Raw genomic sequence first — 25002 nt, forward strand, 5'->3', positions numbered from 1 at the left:
GCGCGGCGTCCCGTGGGCAACTCGCGCAATGACACGATACGGGGGCGGCGCATCCGGGCCGCGCAGGCTGGCCACGCAGGCAGACCGGACCGCGCCGGCTCAGCCCGTCGCGCCGGCCCAGCCCTGCCAGACCAGCACGGCGTTCAGCGCCGTCACCACGCAGGCCGCGAGCGTCGCCGCGGCCGTCGTCAGGCGCCGGTTGCGGAACGGCCCCATCACCGCGCGGCTCGCGGTCAGCCGGATCAGCATGAACATCGGCAGCGGCAGCGCGAAGCTGAGCACCACCTGGCTCAGGACCAGCGCGCGCGTCGCGTCGACGCCGAGCGCGATCACCACGAAGCTCGGCGCCATCGTCACGAAGCGCCGCAGCGACAGCCGCAGCCGCCTCTTCACGAAGCCCTGCATGATGACCTGGCCCGCCATGGCGCCGACCACCGAACTCGATACGCCGGCCGCGATCAGGCCGGTCAGGAACAGCAGCGCGGCCAGGTCGCCGAGCAGCGGGCGCAGCGTGTGATAGGCGGTGTCGATCCGCGCGATGTCGCTGAAGCGCTCGTGGAACGCGCCGGCCGCGGTGATCACCATCGCCAGGTTGATCAGCCCCGCCACGCCGAGCGCGGCCGCCACCTCGAGGTTCGAGAACTTCAGCAGCCGCCGCAGCTCGGCCGGCCCTCGCGGCGCCACGCGGTTCTGGGTCAGCCCCGAATGCAGGAACAGCGCGTGCGGCATCACGGTGGCGCCGACGATGGCGACCGAGATCATCAGCGCGTCGGCGCGCGGCAGCCGCGTGGGCACGAGCTGCGCGAACACGGTGGGCCACGCGACCGGCACGATGACCAGCTCGATCAGATACGCGGCGCCGATCGTCGCGACCAGCGCGGCGATCATCAGCTCCAGCGGACGGAAGCCGCGCCGCTCGAAGCCGAGCAGCGCGGTGACGACGGCCGCCGTCGCCAGCATCCCCACCAGCAGCGGCAGGCCGCACAGCAGCTGCAGGCCGATCGCGGCGCCGACCAGCTCGGCGAGTTCGGTCGCCATCGCCACGAGTTCGCTCAGCAGCCACATGCCGTACACGGCGGCGCGCGGCAGCCGCAGGCGGCAGTGCTCGGCGAGGTTCAGGCCGGTCACGAAGCCGAGCCGCGCGGCCAGCGCCTGGAACAGCATGCCGATCAGGTTGGCCAGCAGCACGACCCACAGCAGCGAATAGCCGAAGCGCGCGCCGGCCTCGATGTTGGTGGCGAAGTTGCCGGGGTCCATGTAGGCGATCGAGGCCACCACCGCCGGCCCGCTCAGGGCGATCAGCCGCCGCAGGCCGGGGCGCGGCCCGGACAGCGCGGCCCGCGCCTCGCGCGTGGCGCGTTCGGTCAGCGCGGATACCACGTCCGGCTTGAAGACGGGATCGGTCATGGGCGCGCGGGCGTCAGCGGGAGCCCGCGTGGCCGAGCCGCGCGAGCTGGCGCCCGACGATGCGTTCGAGCTGCGCGTCGTAGGTGTAGCGGCGGCGCAGCGGCTCGGCGACCGCACGCGGCGCCGGCCAGGTGAGCCCCTGCGGGTCCACGCGATAGATCGAGGCGAAGCTGCGGAAGCTGCCGCTCAGCAGCGCGTGGTCCCAGCCGAGCGTGCCCTCGACGAGGCCGTGCAGCGCGGCGAGCGTGATGGTCGATTCGAGGTTCGCGTAGTCGGACGGCCCGCCTTGCGCGCGCGGCGCCGCGTCGGCCAGGTGGTAATGCCAGCTTTGCGTGCGGGTGGGCGACACCACGTTCAGCTGGTAGATCACGTCCCACTCGCGATGCGCGGCGCGCAGCGCCGGGTCCATGCCGAGAATGTGGCGCGGCAGCGCGTCGGTGCATTCGGCCTCGGCCACGCGCCATTGCAGCGCCTCGGCGGGCGTGTCGGGGCCGGCGCCGGGACCGGATGCCGGATGCTCGAACGGCACGCCGAACCGCACCGGGTCGAAGCGCGGCTCGGGGCCGCCGTCGGCGAGCCGCACGGCGAAGCGGCTCGCGCCGGGCGCGTGCGTGACGACGGGGGCCGCGCCCGCGCGCGCGTCGAGCCGCAGCAGGTCGGACGGCTGCGCCGCGTGGCAGGACGCGGCCAGCGCCGGGCAGCGCTGTTCGAGCGCGCGCACGAAGCGCTTCAGCGTGAGCGGGAACACCAGCTGGTTCATGAACGCGGCGGGCGGCAGATAGGCGAACATGCACGAGCCCGGCACGACGTGGCGCGGCGCGATGCGGGCGATCTGTTCGAGCATCGCGCCGACGCGCTCGTGCGGAAACGCCAGCGAGCGGTTCAACGGGAAATTGTTTTCCAGCAGCGGCTGCCATGGCGCGATCAGCAGGTCCACCTGGCCGAGCTGCGCGGCGATGCGCGACGAGGTCGCCTCGCTGACGATGGTGTCGACGGCGTTCCACAGCAGGCACGGCCCGTCGCGCACGATCAGCCCGAATTCCGGCACGCGGTTCTCCGAGCGCGTGATGGTGAGGCGCACCTCGCCGAACGCGATCTCGTCGAAGTCATGCACGCGCTCCACCTGCCGGTAGCCGAGTTCGTGCAGCGCGTGCGCGATCAGGTCGTCGTCGGGAATGATCACGCGGCACTCGCGCGACAGCCCGGCCAGCGTCTCGACGTCGAAGTGATCGAGATGGCGGTGCGAGATCACCAGCAGCGCGAAGCGCAGCGCGTCGAGCTCGCGCAGCGCGCGTTTCGGGAACACGTCGAGCAGGCCCTCCTGGTGCGAGGCGCCGAACACCGGGTCCATCAGGATGTTGCCGGCGCTGGTTTCGATCAGCAGGCTGGCGTGGCCGAGGAAATGGATTTGCATGCGGGGTCTCCCTGCGCGGCTCAGTCGGCGCCCGGGCGCGCGTCGTCGGCGGTCAGCCCGCGCGCCTCGCACCAGGCCGGATCGAAGAAGGTGTTCAGGTACGGCCGCGCGCCGTCGGGCAGCAGCGCGACCACGTTGCGTCCGCGCGCGGTGGCCGGCGCGGTGGCGCAGTAGCGCAGCGCCGCCGCCACGATGCAGCCCGACGACGGCCCCGCGAGCATGCCTTCGCGCTCGAACAGCCGCTGGCTGACCGCGCGCGATTCGGCGTCGGCGATCTCGAACACGCGATCGACGTCGGCGAGGCTCGCCACCACGGGCACCTCGTCGTTGCCGACGCCTTCCACGAGGCTGCCGCGAAACGTGGCCGCTCGCGCGTGCCACGCGGCCGAGAACGCGCTGCCGGGCGGCTCGGCCAGCACGATCTCGACGCCGGGGTTCTGTTCCTTGAGAAAGCGCGCCACGCCATGCAGCGTGCCGCCGGTGCCGGCGCCGCACACCAGCGCGTCGATCCGGCCATCGCTTTGCCGCCACAGTTCGCGGCCGAGGCCGGCGTAGGCGCTCTGCCAGTTCATTGGATTGCCGAACTGGTTCGCGAACCACGCGCCGGGGATCTCGCGCGCGAGGCGCCGCGCGGTGGCGGTACCCGATTCGGGATGGTCGGCGGGCAGGCCGGGGCTGACCAGATGCACGGTGGCGCCGCAGGCGCGCAGCAGGTTGATCTTGTCGGGCGTGGTGGTGCGCGCGACCACCAGCACCACGCGGTAGCCGAGGATCGCGCCGACCGTGGCGAGCCCGACGCCGGTGTTGCCCGAGGTGGTCTCGATCACGGTGCCGCCGGGCGCGAGCAGGCCGCGGCGCGCGGCTTCGGTCAGCAGCGTGCGCGCGAGCCGGTCCTTGATCGAGCCGCCCGGATTCATGAATTCGCACTTGCCGTGCAGGCGGTTGGCGTGCGGCTCCGGCGCCGGCGCGAGCCGCGCGAGCCGCACCAGCGGCGTGTCCCCGATCGCCTCGGCGAGCGACGCGAGCGCGCCCGGCATCGGCCCGGCATCGGGCGCGTCATGGGCCGCGGCAAGGCTGGCGGGCAAACTCGTCGATTGGTCCATGCGGCGGCTCACGAGGCGGCGCGCGCCGCCGGCTTGGCGAGCAGATGGAAGCCGAGGCTCCACGGCACGGTGACGCGGCCGTCGGCGTGGCGCACGGGGCTCAGCCAGTGCTCGACCAGCGGCGCCAGCTCGGCCAGCGCGATCTCCAGCCCGAGCAGTCGCATGATGTACGAGAGCGCCGCGCCCGCGTCGCTGAACTGCCAGTCGGTGGCCCGGCGCCGGCTCCAGCGGTGGATCATCCCGGCACGATCGCAGAGCAGCTGCATGAACGCGCGATCGAGGAACTCGACCTCGTGGCCGGTGCGGCAGTGATGCTGGACCACGTGGTCGAAGAAGCGCTGCGCCGGCGTGCCGAAATCGACGTCCACGATCAGCAGCTCGGCGTTCGGCTTCAGCACGCGGCGGATCTCGTCGAGCGCGACCTTCTTGTTCTGCACGTGATGGAAGCTCGCCATCGAGAACACCAGGTCCACCGAATCGTCGGGCAGGTCGATTCGCGACGGCGTGGCCACCAGCTTGCGCATGCCGGCCAGCGGCTGCAGATGCGCGAGCATGTGGGGCGACGGATCGCAGGCGATCAGCTCGCCACCGGGCGCGAGCTGCTCGAGCAGGGCCGGCGTGGCGAAGCCGGAGCCGGCGCCCAGCTCGACGATGCGCCGCACCGGCGGGCGGCGGCGCTCGGCCAGCGCCCAGCACGCCGCTTCCAGTTCGGCGGCGCGGGCATACGGCGAGGCGCGCATCGCGCCTTCGTAATCGACGGCGCGCTGGAGGTCGAATTCAACGAACATGATGGGATTCCCGGTCAGGTCGACTTGATCAGCAGGCGGTCGCCGACGCACAGCGCGTCGAGCGCCACCTCGTGATAGAACGCCTCGCTCTGCGCGGCGGTGGAGAAAATCGGGCTGCCGCCGGCGTTCAGCGAGGTGTTGAGCAGCACCGGCACGCCGGTGCGCGCCTCGAACGCGCGCAGCAGCGCGGCGAACGGCTCGTGCTCGGTGCCGGGGCCGTCGGCCACGGTCTGCACGCGCGCGGTGCCGTCCTCGTGGACGATCGCGGCCAGCTGCTCGCGCCGCTCGGGCCGCACGTCGATGGCGCGCAGCATGTAGCGGCTCGAGCCGCTCATCTCGAACCATTCGCCGGCCCGGCTCTCCAGCACGCTCGGCGCATACGGACGCCAGCGCTCGCGCAGCTTCACGCGCGTGTTGAGGATTTCCTTGGCGTCGGCGATGCGCGGGTCCATCAGGATCGAGCGATGGCCGAGCGCGCGCGGCCCGAGCTCGCCGCGGCCCTGATGCCAGGCCACGATCCTGCCGGCGGCGAGCAGCCCGGCCACTTGCTCGATGGTGTGCGGCGAGGGTTGCGCCTCGACCGGATCATCCTGCCAGTAGGGGAAGCCGCCGGTCGGGAACAGCGGCTGGTCGAGCTGGATGCGCAGCAGCTCCAGGCAGCCGAGCGACAGGCCGCCGTCGTAGGCATGCGGCGGGATCGCGAGCAGCGGGAAATGGCGCGCCAGCAGCTCGTTGCAGACCACGTTCTGCGCGCAGCCGCCGGCATAGAGGATGGTGTCCTCGGCGCGGCAGTGGCGCTGGAAGAAGCGCAGCACGTAAGCGGCCACGCCGTGATGGATGGTGGCGAGCCAGTCGCGGAACGAAGGGTTGTCGAACGAGAAGAACGCGTTGCCGGCGCGCGGCACCCAGCGCCGCGCGACCGCGTCGACCACGATCTGCGGGTCCGCCTCGGGAATCGCGCCGCGCCACGGCACGGCGCGGATCAGGTCGTAGATCGCGTGGTCGGCGATCGCGTCGAAGTCGATCCCGTCCAGGTAGGCGTGGTCGACGCTGCCGTAAGCCTGCGCGCCCATCACCTTGCCGACCAGATCCTCGAGGCCGCCGGACAGCTTCATCAGCATGCCGATCTTCTCGAACAGCATGCCGAACGAGCGGTTGCCGGTGCTGAACACGAGCTCGGGCGTCTTCGAGCCGGGCGCGCGGATCACCGACTGCGAATTGCCGTTGTCGCCGTTGCCGTCGAGCGCGATGCCGACCGCCGCCTCGGCTACCGGCAGCAGCGGCCAGCCGCTCAATACGTGCGCGTAATGGTGGTCGACGCACCAGGTCGGCGCGTCGCCGAAGCGCGGCAGCACCGGGCGGCTGCGCTCGAACAGCCGGTTCGGCGCGCAGCTGCCGAGCCCGTTGCGCTGGCCGTCCGAGAACGCCACCGCGTCGACGCGGTCGAGGCCCCATTCGGCGCAGGTGCGCTCGACGAATTCGAGCGTGGCGCGGTGATGCTTGATGCCGGTGGCGCGCTCCGATTTCGCATAACGCACGCGGCCGTCGATCCAGGCGGCAACGTTGCTGTCGTGACGGCCCAGATAGAACGAGACGAAGTTCATTCGGTACTCCGGTTGGTGGGCGTGAGCCCGGCGATGAACGCGTGGATGGCGGCGGCCGTGGCGTCGGGGCGTTCGTGCATCGGCAGGTGGCCGCAGTCGGGCATGATCGCGAGCGAGGCCTGGCCGGCCGGCAGCCGTTCGACGAAGGCCCGCGCATAGGCGGGCGGCGTGAAGCGGTCCTGCGCGCCGGCGATCACCAGCACGCGCCGGCGCAGATGCGGCAGCCGGTGGCGCAGGCCGTGCTCGGCGAACGGCCAGGCGATCCGGCTCAGCGCGTTCATGCCGCGCGCCGGCCAGTGCGCCTGCATGCGCCGCGCGTCGGGATGCGCCGGGTCGTGCCAGAGCAGGCCGGTGGCCGCGTCCGGACCGAGCGCGAGCAGGTTGGCGAGCGGATGCGCGTCGAGCCAGAGGCCGAGCGGCGAGATCAGCACCAGCGGGGCGCGCGGCGCCGAGTCGAGACCATCGAGGCAGGCCAGCTCGGCCGCGAGCATCGCGCCGAGGCCGTGCGCGATCAGGAGCGGGGGCGTGGCGTGCGGCGTGGCGCCGGTTGTCTCCGGCGCCTCGTCGCGAAGCCGGCGCGCGCAGGCGGCGAGCACGTCGAGCAGCGGGTTCGCGCCGGCCTGCGTCTGCATCGCCAGCTCGCCGGCGGCCATCACCGGCACCGGCCGCGAGGACAGCGCGCGCAGGAAGCGTTCGGGCACCAGCGGATCGGCGCCGCCGAGATAGCACGCCGCGATGGCGGGCGCCACGGACGCGGGCGCGGGCACCACGGCGGCGCGGGTGGACGGAGTCGAGGTCATGGCGTGGGGGCTCCGGCGAGCGCGCGCGGCGTCCAGCGATCCTCGTACGCGTCGTGCAGGCCGCGCAGTTGCGGCATCACCTGCGTCGCGAACAGCCGCGCGTTCTTTTCGGTCAGCTCGGCCGACAGCGTGCCGACCTGCAGGATGCCGATCAGGTGGCCGATCCGGCAGCGCATGGCGAGATCGCGCAGCGCCGCCGTCACGGTGGCCGGGCTGCCCGCGATCACCTGGCCGCGCGCGACGTAGTCGGCATAGCGCAGCGGGCCGCGCGCCTCGGGCTTCGCATCCGGCTTCGCATCGGCGGGCGGCTTCGGCGCCGGCACGTCGCTGACCGGCACGTGGGCGAACATCGGCGTCACGGCGGTGACGGTGCCGAAGAAGTGCTCGACGGCCTCGGCGTAGTCGGCCTCGGCCGAGGCGTCGGTCTCGCTCACGCAGATCACCTGCGCGAGCGCGAACCGGTACGGGTTGTCGTCCCAGCCGTTGGCATGCACGGCGGACCAGTAGCCGTCGAGGAACGCCACCGTCTTCTGCGTGCCGCCGAACGACAGGTAGCAGTAGCAGTAGTCCTCGCGCGCGGCGATCGCCCAGGTGTCGTGGCTGCCGGTGCCGGGCAGCCAGACCGGCGGGCGCGGCTGCTGCAGCGGGCGCGGCCACGGATTCACGTGGGCCAGCCGCGTGTAGGCGCCGGCGAACGCGAACGGCGCGTCGGCGGCCCAGGCCGCGCGGATCAGCCGGTGCGCCTCGGCCCAGCGTTCGCGCAGCTCGCCCGGCGCGACGCCGCCCGCGAAGCAGGCGTCCATCGGCGTGCCGAACACGAAGCCGGCCACCAGCCGGCCGTTCGACAGCACGTCGATCACCGCGAGTTCCTCGGCCACGCGCGTGGGCGGGTTGTACAGCGGCAGGCTGTTGCCGAGCACCACGATCGCGGCGCGGCGCGTCTCGCGCGCGAGGATCGCCGCGAACAGGTTCGGCGAGGGGCTGACCGAGCCGGCGTATTGATGGTGCTCGTTGACCACCAGTCCGTCGAAGCCCAGCTCGCTCGCGAGCCGGTAGCCGCTCAGCGTGTCGTCGTAGAGCGCGGCGACCCGGGCCGGGTCGCAGTGGCGGCGCGGCGGCGTCACCCACATGCCGCCGTCGCGGGCGCCCGCTTCCTGCGCGAGCCCCGGGTAGGTGAATTCGACGAACCAGTGGAATTTCATTGCGTGACGGCGCGGTTGTCGAGCAGGTCGAGCATCAGCGGCGAGGCGACGTAGTTCTCGATCAGCACGTCGGTGCGGTCCTTGCGGACCAGACGCACCTGCGCGCCGATCTCGGGCGTCCTGCCGAGGTTGTAGAGGTGATCGTCGTGGGTGGCGTTGCGCGCGTGCTTGAACGCCTCCGGGCCGATGTAGCCACCCAGGTGGTCGCAGCGTCCGGTCGCGAGATGGAAGGTGCCGAAGATCTTCTCGTCCTGGATCCCGGTGCCGGTGACGGGCAGCCGCGAGGTGCCGAGTCCGAACTCGCAGATCACGGCGGTGGCGGGATCGTCGCGGAAGCGCTGCAGGCCCTCGGCCAGCGTGCCGGCGCTGCCGTCGAGCAGCGTGCCGTCCACGATGCTGCCGTCCACCACGCGCAGCGCGGCGAGCGTGCCGTCCTCGAACTTGTGCGGAAAGGTGCCGCTCGCGCTCTTGGGCAGGAAATACACCTCGCCGTCGGGCAGGTTCTCGACGTTGCGCTGGCCCGGCGGGCAGCGCCCGCAGCTCTTGCCGGCGTGGCGCCCGCCGATCTCGATGTCGAGCCGGAACTGCTGCGTGCCGTAGAAGAAGTCGATCTCGGCGCGCTCGGCCGGCGAGAGCGCGACGCGGATCCGGTTGGTGTCCTCGCCGACCTTGCGGTAGTCGAGGCACAGGCCGCTTTGCATCACGTCGCGGTTGATGCCGTGCATGGTGGCGGCGCGAAAGCCGATCCGGCGCGCCAGCGCGAGCAGCGGCGCGGTGGCCGAGTGGGTGGACAGGCACAGCAGGATCGAATGCCCCTCGCAGATCTCCTTGACGAAATCGACCACGCGGCCGTCCGGTGTCACGGCCTGCGCGGGCAGCTCGGCGTTGCTGCCCGACACCGTCCGGTAGGCGTACAGATCGACCGCGCCGAGCTTCAGCTGCCCGGCGACGCCGGCGCGCAGCGGCTGATAGAACTCGTCGTGCGCGAGCGCCTGCAGCTCGAAGGCGGGATCGCCGAGATAGCGGAAGTTCTCGACCAGCGACGGGTCGGGCAGGTCGATCAGGATCGCGAGCCGTTCGCCGGGCTCGGGCTCGAAGCAGCTTTCGAGGAGGCGATGGAGGTCGAAGGTCGGGAAGGTGAGATCGGTCATGGCGGGGTTCCGGGTGGGAAATGGGTGGATCGGTAGGCGGCTCGAAACGTGGCTCGGCATGCGGTTCGGAATGCGGCCCGCGGCGCGGCGCCGGCTCAGTCCGGCTGGCGCGGCGTGCGGCGCAGCTCGTGGCCGATGAAGCTGGCGCACGCGCCGAACCAGCGCCGCACGAACCGCCGGCTGCCGGCCCACGAGCCGCGCACCAGCGCCCGCGAGCCGTGGCTGCCGGCCACGCGTGCGTAGCGCAGCAGATGCCGCGCGCGCGGCGACAGCGCGTCGAACCTGTGCTGCTCGATCGGCCGGCGATAGTCGCGGTCGCTCTGCACGCTTTCCTCGACGATGCGGCCGAGCAGGTTGCCGAGATTGAGCAGCCGCTGGTTGGCGATCGCGCCGCCGCCGCTCGCGCCGCGCCCGGCCTTGCGCACGCGCTCGGCCAGCCAGACGCCGGCGCGCGCGAGCCATGCGTAGGGCACCGGCCCGGGCTGGACGTAGTAGAGCGAGAGCATCGGCCGCGACGCGTCGGACCGGTTCGCGGTGCCGCGATGCAGCAGCCGGTGGTCGCGCAGCACGAAGCTGCCGGCGCGGTTGGTGAGCCGCCGCGGGCGGCGCGTGGCCGAGATCTGGCGTGCCTCGTCGGCGGCGATGAAATACGGCTGCGTGTCGAATCGGCCGCCGCAGTGCGTGCCCGGCCAGATCTCGGTCGGCCCGTTGTGCTCGGTGACGTCCACCAGCGGGATGTTCAGCGCGATGCTGAAGCGCGTGAAGTCCTGGTGCGCGCCCTGGAAGCCGGCGCCGGGCAGCGGCGTGTCGGAGGCGATCAGGTAGCAGACCGCGTCGGGGCCGATCAGCCGGTCGACGATCGCCATCACGCGCGGATCGTTGAACAGGCGCTCGTCGAACAGCGGCCCGTGCGACGGCAGGTGCATGTTCCAGCGGTTCAGGTCGTGATTGCCGCCCTTGGGCTTGAAGTCGTTGAGCACCGCGTCGTTGCGGTCGAGCAGCGCCTGGTCGGCGGCCACGCCGTGCAGGCCGAAGCGGCGCATCTTCGCGTCGAGCAGCGCCAGGTAGTGCTCGCGCAGCGTGTCGAGTTCGCCCGGGCTGAACGGGCTGCCGAACGTGCAATGGCCGTCGGCGATGAACCGGTCGAGCGCGGATGAATCGGAGTCCGTATTGTTGTCCGTGTGGTTCGTATCGGCGGACGTCGGGTTCGATGCCGCGTCGGCCCATCGCGCATGCATTTCCATGGTCGTTCATTCCTTGTCGGTCCGATCCGCGGATCGAGTACCGGACGAAGAGTGTCACGAGCGGGGCGCCGCGCGCACCTCTAAAACTTGAGAGGTTGAACCGCGCGCCGCCGCTGTCCTACTCTGGAAGCCTTCCGCCGGCCTGCGGGCTTCGGCGTGTCGTCACTTCAAGGAGCGGACCCGATGCCGGAGCGGAACCAGCGCGATACCGATCCGCCCCTGGCCTGGCCGGCGCGCGACGCCCGTCCGCCGCGCGGCGAGCCCGGGCCGCTGACCGTGGCCGGCTTCCTGCGCGGCCAGCTGCTGGAGGCATGGCGGCCGCTGAGCGGCGCGATCACCGGCCAGCTCGTGTTCGTGCTGGTGGCGATGGCCACCACGCGCATGATCGGCAACGCGATGGAGGCGGCCAGCCACGGCGCCCAGTCGCTCGGCGCGCTGTGTACGCGCTTCGCGATGATCGCCGCGCTGTTGCTGCTCGGCATCTGCGTGCGCCGCTATGCCGATCGCGCGGTGATGGACCATATCCTCACGGTGTCGTGCGCGATCGTGCAGCAGGGCTACGAGCGCGCCGAGGAAAGCCGCAGCGAGGCCGGCGCGCTCGGCGGCCCGGCCGGCCAGGATCGCAGCGGCGCGACCGTGCGCAAGATCCTGCGCGCGCGGCAGAACTACGACGTGCTGGTGAGCAGCTGCTACTTCTCGCTGCTGCCCGCCGCGCTCGGCATCCCGTTCGCGATCGGCGTGACCGCGCTCGACAGCTGGCCCGGCGCGCTCGCGATGCTGATCTGCCTGACGCCGATGCTGTTCGCCACCGCGCTGTTCGGCCGGCGCCACGTCACGCCGCTGCTGCGCGAATCGGCGCGGCTCGACAGCCGGCTCTCGGCCGAGCTGTCCGACGTGCTCGGCAATCACGCCACGGTGACGAGCTGGGACACGCATCACTACGAGACCGGCCGCCTGCAGCGCCTGAGCGAATGCTGGCGCGAGCGCACCGCGCCGGCGTGGGGCCGGCTGGTGGACAACGCGATGCTGCAGAACGCGCTGTCGGCCGTGACGCTGGTGGTGCCGCTCGCGGTGGTGGCCGCCGAGCTGCTGGCGCGCCACGGCAACATCGCGGCGGCCACCACGGTGGTGGGCGCCTCGTTCGTGCTGCGCAGCTCGCTCGGCACGTTCGGCAAGGCGGTGCGCGACGTCCATACCTCGCTGTCCGACCTGCACGAGTACGTCGATCTGCTGAACGTCTCGCAACCCGCCGTCGCGCAGCGCGAACTCTCGGCGTTCCGCGCCGCCGAGATGCGGATCCGCTTCGACGCGGTGGACTTCCATTACCCGGGACGCCGCGAGAGCGGGGTGCGCGCGCTCGACGTGGCGATCGAGCCGAACCAGACGGTCGGCGTGGTGGGCGGCTCCGGCAGCGGCAAGACCACCTTCCTGAAGCTGATTCTCGGCATCCATGTGGCGAGCGCGGGCCGCGTGACGGTGGACGGCCAGGACGTCGCGCAGATGCGGCGCGGCAGCCTGCGCCGGCACATCGCGCTGGTCGCGCAGGACACGCCGATGTTCCAGCGCACGCTGCTGGAGAACCTGACCTACGGCATCGGCCATGTGCGCCGCAAGACGATCGACGCCGTGGTGCGCGCGGTGGGGCTCGACGTGCTGGTCGCGTCGCTGCCCGACGGCTACGCGACGATGGTGGGCGAGCGCGGCGCGAGCCTGTCGGGCGGCGAGCGGCAGCGCGTGGCGATCGCGCGCGCGCTGCTGTCGAACCGCCGGCTGCTGATCTTCGACGAGGCCACCGCGAACCTCGACATCGTCACCGAGGCGCGCGCGCAGGCGGCGATCGAGCGCTTCGCGGCCGGGCGCACCTGCATCATCGTCGCGCATCGGCTCTCGACGGTCCGGCATGCCGATCGCATCCTCGTGTTCAGCGAGGGCCGCATCGTCGCGGACGGCAGCCACGACGAGCTGGTGCGGCGCGGCGATCCGGCCTACCGGCGCCTGCTGGGCGAGCCGCACGGCGCGCCGCCGCGCGGGGCGCGCCCCGCGACGCCGCTTGAAGCGCCGCCCGCCGGCCGGCCCGGCTAGCCGGCGCGACTCCTTTCCCCGCGCGGCGCGACCGGCGCGCTCCCGACACTTCCCAGGCAACAGGAACCCACACCATGCAGGTACAAGTCGAATCGCTGGAACCCACGCTGTTTCGCTACACGCGCCGCTATCCGGACGTGCCGCCGGAAGTGATCCTGAAGGAAGACCTGCTGCGGCTCGGCCTGCAGATCAACCGCGACGCGCTCGCGCTGCTGCGCGGCTGCCGCACGCAGGCCTACTTCCTGTTCTCGTACAACATGTCGTCGGTCGACGCGCTCGGCGAGGACGTCAGCGCGCTCGCGCCCGAGGACATCTCGTTCTTCGGCGGCCCGCTGGCGCTCAGGCGCACCTCGGTGCGGGTGGTGCTGTCGGCGAAGTCGCCGTACCAGCTCTGCGAGGCGGACGGCAAGCTCGCGATCTGCGAGAACGGCGAGCTGCTGGCCGAGGTCGTGCTGCCGTCGAAGCCGCCGTACTACGGCAACCTGTTCGACGACGGCACGCGCTACGAGCAGGTGGTGCCGCTGCTCTACAACCACTACGCGTTCGTGACGACGTTCCGCGTCTGCCATTACTGGGGCGACAAGGAAGAGTGCAAGTTCTGCGACATCAACGAGCACGTGCGCCAGTTGCGCCGGCAGTCGGGCGACCACGTGCTGGCCGAGCCGGTCAAGGAGCAGGACAAGGTGGTGGCGGCGATCCGCGCGATGTACGAGGAGAAGTCGCCCGAATTCCGGCTCGTGACGGTGCTGATGACGAGCGGCTCGATCCTGCGCAAGGTGCGCGGCGGCGCCGGCAACCCGACCGACTTCAACCTGCCCTACGTGGAGGGGATCCGCGCCGCGATCGGCAACCAGACGCCGATCGTGCTGATCACCGAATCGCAGCCGATCGAGCAGGTCAGGCGGCTGCACCGCGCCGGCGTGACGAGCCACAACGCGAACCTGGAGGTGTGGGACCGCGAGCTGTTCGAGGTGATCGCGCCGGGCAAGCAGAAGTACGTCGGCTACGACCGCTGGCTGCACAACCTCTACGACGCGGTGACGGTGATGGGCGAGGGCAACGTGAGCCCGAACATGGTGTCCGGCATCGAGATGGTCCAGCCGTGGGGCTTCAAGTCCGTGCCGGACGCGGTGGCGTCGGCGCGCGAGGGCTTCGAGACGCTGATGTCCCACGGGGTCGTGCCGCATCTCGACACCTGGTGCATCGAGCCGGGCTCGCGGCTGGAAAACCATCCGCCGCCGCCGCTCGATTTCCTCGTGCAGGCCGACATCGCCTGGTACGAGACCTGGCGCAAGTACAACCTGCCGCCGTTCTCGGGCTACGGCCCGATGGGCGCGCCGGGCTGCGCGATCTACGGCAACAGCGCGTCGGTCGACATGGGGGGCTGATGCGATGAACGGCAGCGCGACAGGTTCGATGCAGGCCGTGCCGGCACAGGCGGCGGCCGACCCCGACCGGGCGGCGCCGCGCCCGCCCGGCGATCCGCTCGCGACGAACGGCGCCGGCGCGCTGCTGGGCGCGATCGAGACGCAGGTGCTGCGCGCGCCGCAGGCGCTCGCGATCGCGGACATGGCGCGCGATTGGTCGTATGCGGCGCTGTGGGAGGCCGTCGAGCGGACGGCGGCGCGCCTGCGGGCGGCCGGGCTGCGGCCCGGCGACCGGGCGCTGTGCGTGGCCGGGCGCGGCGCGCCCACGGTGGTCGCGCTGCTGGCGATCTGGCGCGTGGGCGGCGTCTACGTGCCGGTCAAGGACGATTACCCGGCCGCGCGCATCGAGGCGATCCGCGTGCAGTCCGGCGCCGTGCTGACGATCGGCTGCGAGCCGCGCGCCGCGCGTGACGCCGGCGGCGAGGCCGTGCCGGGCGAGATCGGCGTGACGGCCGGGGCCGCGCCGCCGCGCGAGCCCGCCGCCGGTCCGCCGTGCGAGCCCGCCGCCGGCGACGCGCTTGCCTACGTGATCTACACCTCGGGCTCGTCCGGCGCGCCGAAGGGCGTGATGGTCGGCCACGCCGCGCTGCGCAACGTGATCGACGACCATCTCCGCGCGTTCGCGCTGAGCCGCGCCGACCGCGTGCTGCAGTTCTCGTCGCCGGCCTTCGACGCGGCGCTGTTCCAGATCCTGATGCCGCTCTGTTGCGGCGCGGTGCTGGTGCTGGCCGACGAGGCGACGCTCGGCGACGTCGAGCGCCTGCTGGCGCGCGTCGAGCAGACCGGCGTGAGCGTGCTGTCGCTGCCGCCCGCGTATCTGGCGCGCTTCGAGCGCCGACCGCTGCCAGCCTGCGTGCGGCTGCTCAATACCGGCGGCGACGCGCCGGTGGTGGCCGACGCGCGCCACTATGCCGGCTGCTGCGCTTACTTCAGCACCTACGGGCCGACCGAGGCCACCATCTGCTGCGCCCATCACCGCGTCGATCCACGGCGCGACTACGCCGGCGGCGTACCGCTCGGGCAGCCGGTGAACAACATGCGGCTGGCGGTGTTCGACGCGCAGCTGCGGCCGGTCGCGCCCGGCGAGATCGGCGAGCTGCTGGTGAGCGGCGTCGGGCTCGCGTTCGGTTACGTCGGCGAGCCGGAGAAGAGCGCGCGCGCGTTCGTCGAGCTGCCCGCTGACGACGATGGCGAGGGGCGCACCGTGCGCTGGTATCGCACCGGCGATCGGGTGCGCGAGCAGGACGGCGAGCTGTTCTTCGCCGGCCGCGCGGACCGGCAGGTCAAGATCAGCGGCTACCGGATCGAGCTGGCCGAGATCGAACGCGCGCTGGAACGGCATCCGGCCGTCGCGCGCAGCCTGGTGGAACGCATCGCCGGGCCGGACGGCCGCAACGCGACGCTGCATGCCTATCTGCAGGGCGAGCCCGGCGCGGGCGCCACGGCGGCCGTGCGCGCGAGCCTCGCCGCGTCGCTGCCCGCCTACATGATCCCGGCGACGCTGAGCTGGGTCGCGCGGTTTCCGCTGACGTCGAACGGCAAGATCGACACGAAGGCGCTCGCGGCGCTGCGCGGCGAGGCCGCGGCGCAGGAGCAGGATGGTTTCGAGGACGATTGCAAGGACGATTCATCCGCCGTCGGGATGACGCCGTTCCGCCGGCAACTCGCCGAGATCTGGCGGCGCGCGCTGACGCTGCCCGGGCGCGGCCCGCGCGGTCATTTCTTCGCGGCCGGCGGCGACAGCCTGATCGGCATGCGCGTGACGGCCGAGGTCGAGCGCCGGCTCGGCTGCGAGACGAGCGTGGCGGACTTGCTGCGCACGCCCGCGTTCGACGATTACGCCGCGCTGCTCGAAAGCCGGCCGCGCCGCGCGCCGCCGGCCGACGAGGCGGCTTCCGGGGCCGCCGACGACATCACCGGGGACACGCTCGACGCGACTCCCGGACCCGACGCGCCGTGGCCGCTGACGCCCGCGCAGCGACGGCTCTGGATGCTCGGACAGATCGAGCCGGCGTCGAGCGCCTATCACCTCGCGCACGCGTTCGTGCTGCGCGGGACACTCGACACGGCCCGGCTCGAACGGGCGCTGGACGCGGTCGTGCGACGTCATCCGGCGCTGCGCGTGGCGATCGTCGAGCATCACGGCATCGCCTGCCAGCAGCCGCGCGACGGCGCGATCGGCCTGCTGCCGCTGCGCGTGCCCGGGATCGAACGCGTGCGGCATGCGGAGATCACCGAGCACCACGACGCGGCGCTCGAAGCCGCGCGCGCCCTCGCCGACGCGCCGTTCGATCCGGCCCGGGGCCCGCTGCTGCGCATGGCCGTCGCGCGGCTCGATGCCGATCGCACGTTGCTGCTGTGCGTGGTCCATCACATCGTCTGCGACGGCACCTCGCTCGGCATCGTCCTCGACGATCTCGGCCAGGCCTATCGCGCGCCCGATGCCGCGCCGCCGCTGCCCGTCCACGACTACCGGCGGCTGATCGCGCTACAGGCCGCGCGCCTGCAACGGCGGCTGCCGGCGCTGGCGCGCTTCTGGCAGCCGCGCGTCGCCGGCCTGCCCGAGCCGCTCGCGCTGCCCGCCGATTTTCCGCGCCCGGCCCGGCGCGGCAGCAGCGGCGAGGTGTTGCGCTTCGATCTCGACGCGGCGCTCGGCGAGCGCCTGGCGCGCGCGGCGGCCGGCCATGGCGTGAGCCGCTTCAGCTTCGTGCTGGCGGTGTTCAAGGTGCTGCTGCACCGCTATACCGAGCGCGACGACCTGGTGGTCGGCGTGCCCGTCACCGAGCGCCACGACGCGCGCTACGCGCAGGTGGTCGGCATGTTCGTGAATACCGTGATCGTGCGCACGCGCCTGACCGCGGCGCTGCCGTTTCGCGCGCTGCTGGCGCAGGTCGCCGACGAATCCGCGCAGGTCTACGCGCACGGCGACTATCCGTTCGAACTGCTGGTCGAGCAGTCCGACGCGGCGCGCGACCCGGCGCACGGCGCGCTGTTCAACGTGATGGCCGCGTGGCAGCGCGCCGACGATCTGCGCCTGACGCTGGACGGCGTCGAACTCGAGCGCCACGTCCCGCTCGAGAGCGGCAGCAAGTTCGACCTCAGCATCGATTTCGTCGACGGCCCGCACGGGCTGGAAATCCTGCTCGAATACAGCGACGCGTTGTTCACCGCGCAGCGCATCACGCGCCTGTTCGCGCACTGGTGCTGCCTGCTCGACGCGGCGCTGGCCGATCCGGACCTGCCGCTCGCGCGCCTGAACCTGCTGCCGCCGGACGAACGCGCGGACCTCGAACGGCGCTTCCAGGCGCCGCGCCTCGCCGGGCCGGCGCCGCTCGCCTTCGACGGTTTCGACGCGACGGTGCGCGCCGAGCCGCGGCGCGACGCGATCGTCCATCGCGGCCGGCACTGGAGCTACGCCGAGATCGACCGGCAGGTGAGCGCGCTGGCCGCCGTGATCGGCCGGCGTCTGGCCGGCGCGCCGAACCGGCTGGTCGGCATCCTGGTGGCGCGCTCGGAGCGCTTCTTCGTGAGCCTGCTGGCGATCTGGCGCGCCGGCCACGCGTACCTGCCGCTCGACGCACAGCATCCCGACGCGCGGCTGCGGCAGATCGTGGAGGCGAGCGGCTGCGTGCTGATCGTCGCCGACCGCGCGCTGGCCTCGCGCGCGCCGGCCGATCGGGCGCCGCTGCTGTGCTACGACGAGGCGGACCTGAATGGCGCGCTGCCTCCGCCCGCCGCGCCGGCGTTGCGGCCCGACCAGCTCGCCTATTGCTATTTCACCTCCGGCTCGACCGGGCAGCCGAAGGGCGTGCTGGTCGAGCACGGCAACGTCGCGAACGCGATCCGGGTCTGGCGCCACGATTACGCGCTCGACCGGCCGCGCGTGCTGCAGCTCGCGGGCCATGCGTTCGACGTCGCGCTGGGCGACCTGTGCCGCTCGCTGCTGATCGGCGGCACGCTGGTGATCGCCGACGAGGTCGAGCGCGCGAGCCCGCCGGCGATTGCCGCGCTGCTGGAGGCCGAGCGGATCGACGTCTGCGAGATCACGCCGGCCGTGGCGCGCCTGCTGACGAGCCATTTCCAGGAACGCGCCGCGCCGGCCGGCCTGGGCCTGCTGGTGGTGGGCTCGGATGTCTGGACGCTCGACGAGTTCGCCGCGCTGCGCGGCCGGCTGGCGGTGGGCACGCGCCTGATCGGCAGCTACGGCACCACCGAGGCGACCGTCGATTCGACCTGCTACGAACCGGCCGCGTCCGATGCCGGAGCCGCGTCGCGGCAAGCCGGCGCCGGCGAGCGCGTGCCGCTGGGCCGGCCGATGAGCAACGTCGAGGTGCGGATCTGCGACCGGGCCGGCAACCTGATGCCGATCGGCGTGCCGGGCGAGCTGTGCCTGGCCGGCCCGTCGGTGGCGCGCGGCTATCTCGGCTGGCCGTCGCCCGACGGCGAGCGCTTCGTCGCCGATCCGGCGCATCCCGGCGCGCGCGTGTTCCGCACCCGCGATCGGGCCGCATGGCGCGCCGACGGCGGCATCGCGTTCCTCGGCCGCGACGACGACCAGCTCAAGGTGCGCGGCTACCGGATCGATCGCGTCGAGATCGAGCAGGCGCTGCGCGCGGTGCCGGGCGTGGCGCAGGCGGTGGTGGCCGTGCATTCGGGCGCGGGCCGGCTGATGGCGTTCGTGACCGGCGCGGCGGCGCCGCGCGCCGAGGCGATCCGCGCCGCCGTGGCCGCGCACCTGCCGTTCTTCGCGGTGCCCGAGTCGATCACGGTGCTGGCGCGCCTGCCGTTGAACGTCAACGGCAAGGTGGCGGTGAAGCAGCTGGAGGCGCTCGAATCGCACGCGCCGGCGGCTGGCGGCGGCGAGGCCGGCGCGCCGCTGCCGCCGCGCGAGGCGCTGCTCGCGCAGCTGTGGCGCGAGGTGTTGCGCGAGCCGGGCGCGATCGACGCGTCGAGTTCGTTCTTCGGGCTCGGCGGCGATTCGCTGCAGGCTGTCAGCCTGGTGATCGCCGCCGCGCGCGTCGACGCGCGGCTGACGCTGGCCGACATCTATCGCCAGCCGCGCCTGGCGGAAATGGCCGCCTGCCTGCAGCCGGGCCGCGCCGGCACGGCGGCGCCGCTGGTGGTGCCGCCGGTCGGCGAGGCGCTGCGGCGGAGCCTCGCGGCGCGGGCGGTCGATCTCTATCCGGCCACGCGGATGCAGGCCGCGATGCTCGACTGGTCGCGGCGCATTCCGGCCAGCTATCACAACCAGTCGAGCTGGCGGCTGCGCGCGCCGGGGCTCACGGCCGCCCTGGCGGGCGCGGCGGTGGCGGCGGTGGCGGCGCATTACCCGGCGCTGCGCACCGCCTTCGTGCGCGATCCCGACGAGCCGGGCGGCTATGCGCAGGTCGTGCTGGCGCCCGGGACGATGCCGCTCGTGATCGAGGATCTGGCGGCGCTCGACGGCGCCGCGCGGGAGGCGCGGCTGGCCGCCTGGCTGGCCGCCGATCGCGAGCGGCCGTTCATGGTCGGCGCGGCGCCCGGGCCGCTCGTGCCGATGAGCCGCGCCGCCGTGTTCGAGCTGGGCGGCGGCGAGGTCGAAGTGGCGTGGTCGCAGCATCATGCGCTCGACGACGGCTGGAGCCACCTGCAGATCGAGGCGCGCCTGCTCGCCTATGGCGCGCAGCTGCTGGCGCGCGGCGAGATCGCGCCCGAGCCGCCCGACACGAGCTATCGCGAGGTCGTGGCGCTGGAGCGCGAGCAGCTTGATTCGGCCGAACTGGTCGCGTTTTGGCGCGCGCGATGCGCGGGCTGGGCGCTCGACGACGAGGCTGGCGACGAGGACCACCCGGGGCTTTCCGGAACCGCCGCGCCGGCTCGGCCCGAGGCGGCACCCGGCGCGATGCGCCAGCGCATGATCGCGCTCGACGCCGCCGTGCTGCAGGCGCTGCGGCAGCGCGCGGCGGCGCTTGGCGTGAGCCTCAAGAGCCTGTTCGTCGCCGCGTTCCATCGCGCGCTGTGCGAATGGCGCCCGCAACGGCGGCCGGTGATCGGCATCGTGTCGAACGGCCGCTCCGCGCGCATGAGCAATCCGCTCGGCATGGTCGGGCTGTGCTGGAACCTCGTGCCGTTCCATCGCGCCGAGGCGCGGCTCGGCGCGCAGGCCGCGTTCGACGAACTGGCCGCGATCGAGTCGCACGCGGGCCTGCCGCTGCCCGCGATCGCGCGTCTGGCGGGCCGGCCCGAACTGCTCGACGCCTGCCTGAACTTCACCGACTTCCCGCGCGATGCCGCCGCGAACGACGCCGCGGATGATCGCGCGATCGTGGTCGCGGCGCGCGGCAACGCCGGCTGTTTCCATTTCCCGGTCACGCTGACGGTGGCGCTGCGCGGCGACGGCGCCGCGTCGTGCGCGGTGCTCGAATGCGATGCCGGGAATGTCACCGCCGCCGGGCAGGATACGCTCGGCGGCCTGTTCCTGGGAGCCTTGCAACGATGAACGACCCGCACCGGATTCGCGTGACGCGATCGCTGCTGCAGCAGGACGACGTCGGCCGGCTGGCCGCGCAACGCTACGGGCTCGTCGGCGAGGTGCGCACGCGGCTGTGGACCATCGGCGACAACGACAACTACATGCTCTACCACGACGGCGCGCCACGCTTCCTGCGCGTCTATCTGGCGAGCAAGCATTGGGGCACCGGCGAGGCGGACTACCGCTTCGAGCTGGATTTCCTGCTGCATCTGCATGCGCAGGGGCTGCCGGTGGCCTATCCGCTGCGCGCGCTGGACGGCGACGTGCTGAGCCCGGTGCCGGCGCCCGAGGGCATGCGCTATCTGGCGATGTTCTCCTACGTGCGGGGCGACGTCGATCCGTTCCCGGACGGCGAGGACGGCGAGGCGCGGCGTTTCGAGATCGGCCGCCATCTGGCCGGCGTGCATCGCGCCGGCACGCGCTTCACCTCGCGCCACGCGCGCTTCGCGCTCGACGCCGGGTTCCTGCTGGAGCGCCCGATCGAGCGGATCGGCACGGTCTGGCGCCCGCGGGCGCGGCCCCGGCTCGACGCGCTGCTGGCCGAGGCGCGGGCTTGCGTCGAGCCGGCGCTGGCCGCGCTGCCGGCGGGCGGCGACGGCGTGATCGTCGGCGATTTCCATGGCTCGAACTATCACTTCTTCGAAGGCCGCGCGACGCTGTTCGATTTCGATCTGTGCGGGACGGGCTGGCACGCGCACGACCTGGCCACCTGGCTGTGGGATGCACGCAAGCGGTTCGGCGACGAGCGCGCGCGCGCCCTGTTCGGCGCGATGGCGCGCGGCTACGAATCGGTGCAGCCGCTGTCGGCGGCGAGCCGCGCCGCGCTGCCGGCGCTGATGATCGCGCGCGAGATCTGGCTGGCCGGCGAGCATTGCGCCGATATCGAGAGCCTCGGCGAGCAGCGGCTCGACGCCCGCTACTGGGATGCCTTCGAGGAGCGGCTGGCGCGCTGGCTGGCCAGCCTGCCCGCGTTCGACTGGTTCGAACGCGCGTAGCGATGCAATGCATGACCGGGGGAATGCGATGAGGCACGACGAGACAGGACACGGGCAGCACGGCCCGGACGCAGCGCCGGCACGGGCGGCCGGGCAGCCGGACTTGCTGGACGCGCTCGACGCGGCCAGCCCGCGCTACTGGGACGATCATTTCGAGCGCCGCCACACGCCGTGGGACCAGGGCGGCGCGCCGCCCGCGTTCCAGGCGTTCGCGGCGCGCCAGCCGCGCCCGCTCGAGGTGCTGATTCCCGGCTGCGGCAGCGCGCACGAAGCGCTCTGGCTGGCCGAGCGCGGCTGGCGCGTGCGCGCCATCGATTTCTCGGCCGCCGCCGCCGCCGCCGCGCAGGCCCGGCTCGGCGCGCACCGGGCCTGCGCCGAGCAGGCGGACTTCTTCGGCTACCAGCCGCCGTTCGCGCCGGGATGGATCTACGAGCGCGCGTTCCTGTGCGCGCTGCCGCGCGCGCGGCAGCGCGACTACGCCGCGCGGATGGCCGAACTGCTGGCGCCGGGCGCGCTGCTGGCGGGCTTCTTCCTGATCGGCGCCACGCCCTCGGGGCCGCCGTTCGGTTTCGTGCACGACGCGCTGCTGGCGCTGCTGGGGCCGCACTTCGAGCTGCTCGAGGAACACGGCGTGGCCGGCTCGATTCCCGCGTTCGCCGGCAAGGAGCGCTGGATGACGTGGCGCCGGCGCCGTTGAGGCCGGCGCGCGCGTGCTTCACTGCAGCAGCGGCTTGCGCGGCCAGTGGCGCGCCAGCGCGACGTACACGTCGGCCTGCCAGCCGAGGGTGGCGAGCCGCGCGCGCAGCAGCGCGTCGGTGGCGCGCCGGCCGAGCGGCTCGCCATGCTCGCCGGTCAGCATCAGGTTGCTGCCGATCGAGCCCGGCGCGAGTTCGGCCTCGCCGACCGGCTTCAGCAGCCAGGCCCAGCCCACCGAGACGAGGCCGGCCGGATGCCGGCTCTGCCATTCGGTGACGCCGCAGAGCAGGCAGTGGACGCCGCGCGCGGCCAGCGTCTCGCGCACCTCGTCGTCGAGCGCCGACCAGCGATGCTGCAGCGCGATCCGCTCCAGCTCGACGCGGGTCAGGTGGAGGCGTCCATCGTCGGGCATGGGGTTCCTCGAAAGGGGCCGCGGGCGGCCGGGCGGGCATGCCCATGCTGCGCTCGCGCGAGGCGGCGCGATACTATCAACTTTGCGAGTTTTCCCCGCGCGGCCCGGCGTGTGTAATCGGCCTCGTGGTCACTACGGAGGCCGTCATGATGACAACGATACGTAGAACCGGGGACGATCTCGCCGAGCTGTTCCGTCCGCTGGCCGAATACCGCCACGCGGTGTTCGTCGAGAAACTGGGGTGGCCGCTCGCGGTGCGCGACGGCCTCGAACTCGACCAGTTCGACGGCGCCGGCACGCGCTACCTGATCGGCCGCGACGGCAACGGCGCGATCTGCGGCTGCGCGCGGCTGCTGCCGACCCGCGGCGCCTATCTGCTCTCCGACGTGTTCGCCTCGCTGCTCGACGGCGCCGCGCCGCCGCACGACGACCGCGTCTGGGAGCTGTCGCGTTTCGCGGTCACGCATCCGGCCGACGCCGGCCGCGCGATCATCGACGTCGACGCGGCGACGCGCGCGATGCTCGGCGCGAGCGTCAGGCTCGCGGCCGAGTGCGGCGCCGAACGGCTCATCACCGTCTCGCCGCTCGGCATCGAGCGCCTGCTGCTGCGCATGGGCGTCGACGCGCATCGCGCGGGCCGTCCGCAGCGCATCGGCGGCAAGCCGATCTTCGCCTGCTGGATCGAGCTCAACCGCCAGACCACCGAGGCCCTGCATCTCGCCCCGCCGCCGGGTGCGAACCGCCTGCCGCCGCCGGCCGAACGCGCCGTGCGCCCGTACCTCGGGGCCCGGGCCTAGCGGCCCGCGCGAGCAAGCGCGTGCTTCAGCGCAGCAAACCCGTCAGCGCGGCCTTGGCCACCGCCTGGATCTTGTTCGTCACGTCGAGCTTGGCGACGATGTTCTTGACGTGGAAGTTGACCGTGCTCTCGGCGATGCTGAGGATCATCGAGATCTCGTGCGCGGTCTTGCCGTCCGCGGTCCACTTGAGCACGTCGATCTCGCGCTGCGTCAGCGGCGAGCCGGCGACGTTGCCGCCCGGCAGGAACGGCGCCACCACGGCATGCGCGGTCTGCGCGAGCCACAGCACGACGCCGCGGTAGCTGGCCTGTTCCGCGTCGCTGATCAGGTCGTCGCTGCGCGACAGCGTGAGCAGGCCGACCGTGCCGTTCGCGCCGCGCGAGGCCGCCGACCATCCCTCGACGATCCCGAACGACGACGCCTCGCCCCAGAACTCGGCGGCGGACAGGCCGCTGCCGGCCGACCAGACCACCGGCTCGTTGCTGCCGAGCGCGGCCCGCACCACCGGATCGACCTCGACGTAGCGCGCGTGGACATAGCGCTCGCGCCAGGTGTCGGGGTAGTTCGAGATCATCACGGTCTGCCGGTTGTGGATCGGGAACGGCTTGCGCATGCCGTGCGCGGCGTACTCGAATCCCAATGCCGACGCGGCGCGCGTGAGTACCGCCAGCACCTCGTCATAGCTCTTGCATCGGGAGAATTCATCAAGCCAGTTGGGAACCAAGACATGCATGGCGGATTGACCCTCGCATTCACTGTCGCGGCCTGATCGTTATCGGGATACCGGCGCGCGGGCGGCAGCGGGACGGCGATGCCTTGCTTCCGGTTGAAACCCGGGCCGGTTTCCACGACGGCCGGGATTCGCGGATTGCCGGAATCGCGAGAAACGGACGCCTGGGACGCCTGCCGTTTTACGAACGGAATGGCTGGAAGCACCACCGGACGGGATCGAGGTAGGGATCGTTTTACATTTTTTATCGATACGGGACTGGGTGATGACAAAGTTAGCTCGATCCGGCGGATTTGCCGAGTGCTATTTCAATTCCGGATCGTGGGGCGGCATGCTCGGGCTGGCCCCAAATAACCGGCCGGCCCGCTTCCATCGGTGCCGGCGAGCGCCGCCGCCGGTCTGGCAGAGCATTGTAGGGGCGGGCGCGCCGGGGATCATGCATGGCGCGGCATATCGACCAAACCATTACATAACTATTATTTTATTGAGTTTATGAGGATTCGGTGTATGCGTGTCACCGGATTTTTATTGTGTTTCGGTATTTGTCCCGGTTTTCACGACAATTCGGAAATCGCGACGTCATTGTTGCTGGCTGCCCGGGGTTATCGGTCGGTATTGCGGTATGAGGGGGTTATGCAT

Annotated in this window: 17 protein-coding genes; 6 read left to right on the plus strand and 11 right to left on the minus strand. The window is 72.3% G+C overall.

Annotated features, from left to right (window positions below):
- Window positions 1-99: 99 nt before the first annotated feature.
- From bpln_RS19895 to bpln_RS19935, 9 genes are all read right to left on the minus strand, one after another.
- The gene (locus bpln_RS19895) at window positions 100-1407 is read right to left on the minus strand and encodes an Nramp family divalent metal transporter (RefSeq protein ID WP_055139767.1); all 1308 of its coding nucleotides are present in this window, start codon (window positions 1405-1407) and stop codon (window positions 100-102) included.
- Window positions 1408-1420: 13 nt separating this feature from the next.
- Complete coding sequence (locus bpln_RS19900; protein WP_055139768.1) at window positions 1421-2821, minus strand: MBL fold metallo-hydrolase; 1401 nt, start codon at window positions 2819-2821, stop codon at window positions 1421-1423.
- Window positions 2822-2841: 20 nt separating this feature from the next.
- Window positions 2842-3924, minus strand: a complete 1083-nt coding sequence (locus bpln_RS19905) for a PLP-dependent cysteine synthase family protein (RefSeq protein ID WP_141755383.1) — start codon at window positions 3922-3924, stop codon at window positions 2842-2844.
- 8 nt (window positions 3925-3932) lie between these two features.
- Window positions 3933-4712, minus strand: coding sequence for a class I SAM-dependent methyltransferase (locus bpln_RS19910; protein WP_042627114.1), 780 nt, complete (start codon window positions 4710-4712; stop codon window positions 3933-3935).
- A 14-nt stretch (window positions 4713-4726) separates the two neighbouring features.
- On the minus strand, window positions 4727-6316 hold the full coding sequence (locus bpln_RS19915; protein WP_148654098.1) for a carbamoyltransferase C-terminal domain-containing protein: 1590 nt from the start codon (window positions 6314-6316) through the stop codon (window positions 4727-4729).
- Window positions 6313-7116, minus strand: coding sequence for an alpha/beta fold hydrolase (locus tag bpln_RS19920; RefSeq protein WP_055139770.1), 804 nt, complete (start codon window positions 7114-7116; stop codon window positions 6313-6315). The genes bpln_RS19915 and bpln_RS19920 overlap by 4 nt, the downstream gene beginning before the upstream one ends.
- Window positions 7113-8318: an LLM class flavin-dependent oxidoreductase gene (locus tag bpln_RS19925; RefSeq protein ID WP_055139771.1), complete on the minus strand. Its 1206-nt coding sequence runs from the start codon at window positions 8316-8318 to the stop codon at window positions 7113-7115. Before bpln_RS19925 ends, bpln_RS19920 begins: the two co-directional genes overlap by 4 nt.
- Window positions 8315-9469 carry a M29 family metallopeptidase gene (locus bpln_RS19930; RefSeq protein ID WP_042627117.1) on the minus strand — a complete coding sequence of 385 codons (1155 nt, stop codon included), beginning with the start codon at window positions 9467-9469 and terminating at the stop codon, window positions 8315-8317. Before bpln_RS19930 ends, bpln_RS19925 begins: the two co-directional genes overlap by 4 nt.
- Window positions 9470-9564: 95 nt before the next feature.
- Window positions 9565-10713, minus strand: coding sequence for a phytanoyl-CoA dioxygenase family protein (locus bpln_RS19935; RefSeq protein WP_055139772.1), 1149 nt, complete (start codon window positions 10711-10713; stop codon window positions 9565-9567).
- 183 nt (window positions 10714-10896) lie between these two features.
- Between bpln_RS19935 and bpln_RS19940 the strand changes: the two genes are divergently transcribed.
- From bpln_RS19940 to bpln_RS19960, 5 genes are all read left to right on the plus strand, one after another.
- Complete coding sequence (locus tag bpln_RS19940; RefSeq protein ID WP_055139773.1) at window positions 10897-12795, plus strand: ABC transporter ATP-binding protein; 1899 nt, start codon at window positions 10897-10899, stop codon at window positions 12793-12795.
- Window positions 12796-12869: 74 nt separating this feature from the next.
- Complete coding sequence (locus bpln_RS19945) at window positions 12870-14183, plus strand: radical SAM protein (RefSeq protein ID WP_042627118.1); 1314 nt, start codon at window positions 12870-12872, stop codon at window positions 14181-14183.
- Between the two features lie 4 nt (window positions 14184-14187).
- Complete coding sequence (locus tag bpln_RS19950) at window positions 14188-20700, plus strand: non-ribosomal peptide synthetase (protein ID WP_055139774.1); 6513 nt, start codon at window positions 14188-14190, stop codon at window positions 20698-20700.
- Entirely contained in the window at window positions 20697-21728 is a 1032-nt protein-coding gene (locus tag bpln_RS19955) for a phosphotransferase enzyme family protein (protein ID WP_055139775.1), read from the plus strand. Before bpln_RS19950 ends, bpln_RS19955 begins: the two co-directional genes overlap by 4 nt.
- 103 nt (window positions 21729-21831) lie before the next feature.
- Window positions 21832-22425 (plus strand): methyltransferase domain-containing protein, encoded by a 594-nt coding sequence (locus tag bpln_RS19960; protein ID WP_055139776.1) that lies wholly within the window; start codon window positions 21832-21834, stop codon window positions 22423-22425.
- Window positions 22426-22443: 18 nt separating this feature from the next.
- Here the strand turns inward: bpln_RS19960 and bpln_RS19965 are convergent, their stop codons facing one another.
- Window positions 22444-22836: a DUF4902 domain-containing protein gene (locus tag bpln_RS19965; RefSeq protein WP_055139777.1), complete on the minus strand. Its 393-nt coding sequence runs from the start codon at window positions 22834-22836 to the stop codon at window positions 22444-22446.
- A 146-nt stretch (window positions 22837-22982) separates the two neighbouring features.
- Between bpln_RS19965 and bpln_RS19970 the strand changes: the two genes are divergently transcribed.
- Window positions 22983-23633 (plus strand): acyl-homoserine-lactone synthase, encoded by a 651-nt coding sequence (locus bpln_RS19970; RefSeq protein ID WP_063891303.1) that lies wholly within the window; start codon window positions 22983-22985, stop codon window positions 23631-23633.
- Window positions 23634-23658: 25 nt separating this feature from the next.
- Here bpln_RS19970 and bpln_RS19975 read toward each other — a convergent pair whose 3' ends face one another.
- A complete protein-coding gene (locus tag bpln_RS19975) occupies window positions 23659-24366 on the minus strand; it encodes a LuxR family transcriptional regulator (RefSeq protein WP_042627123.1) in 708 nt (235 codons plus the stop codon).
- Window positions 24367-25002: the final 636 nt, after the last annotated feature.

The sequence above is a fragment of the Burkholderia plantarii genome (assembly GCF_001411805.1).
Classification (GTDB): Bacteria; Pseudomonadota; Gammaproteobacteria; order Burkholderiales; family Burkholderiaceae; genus Burkholderia; species Burkholderia plantarii.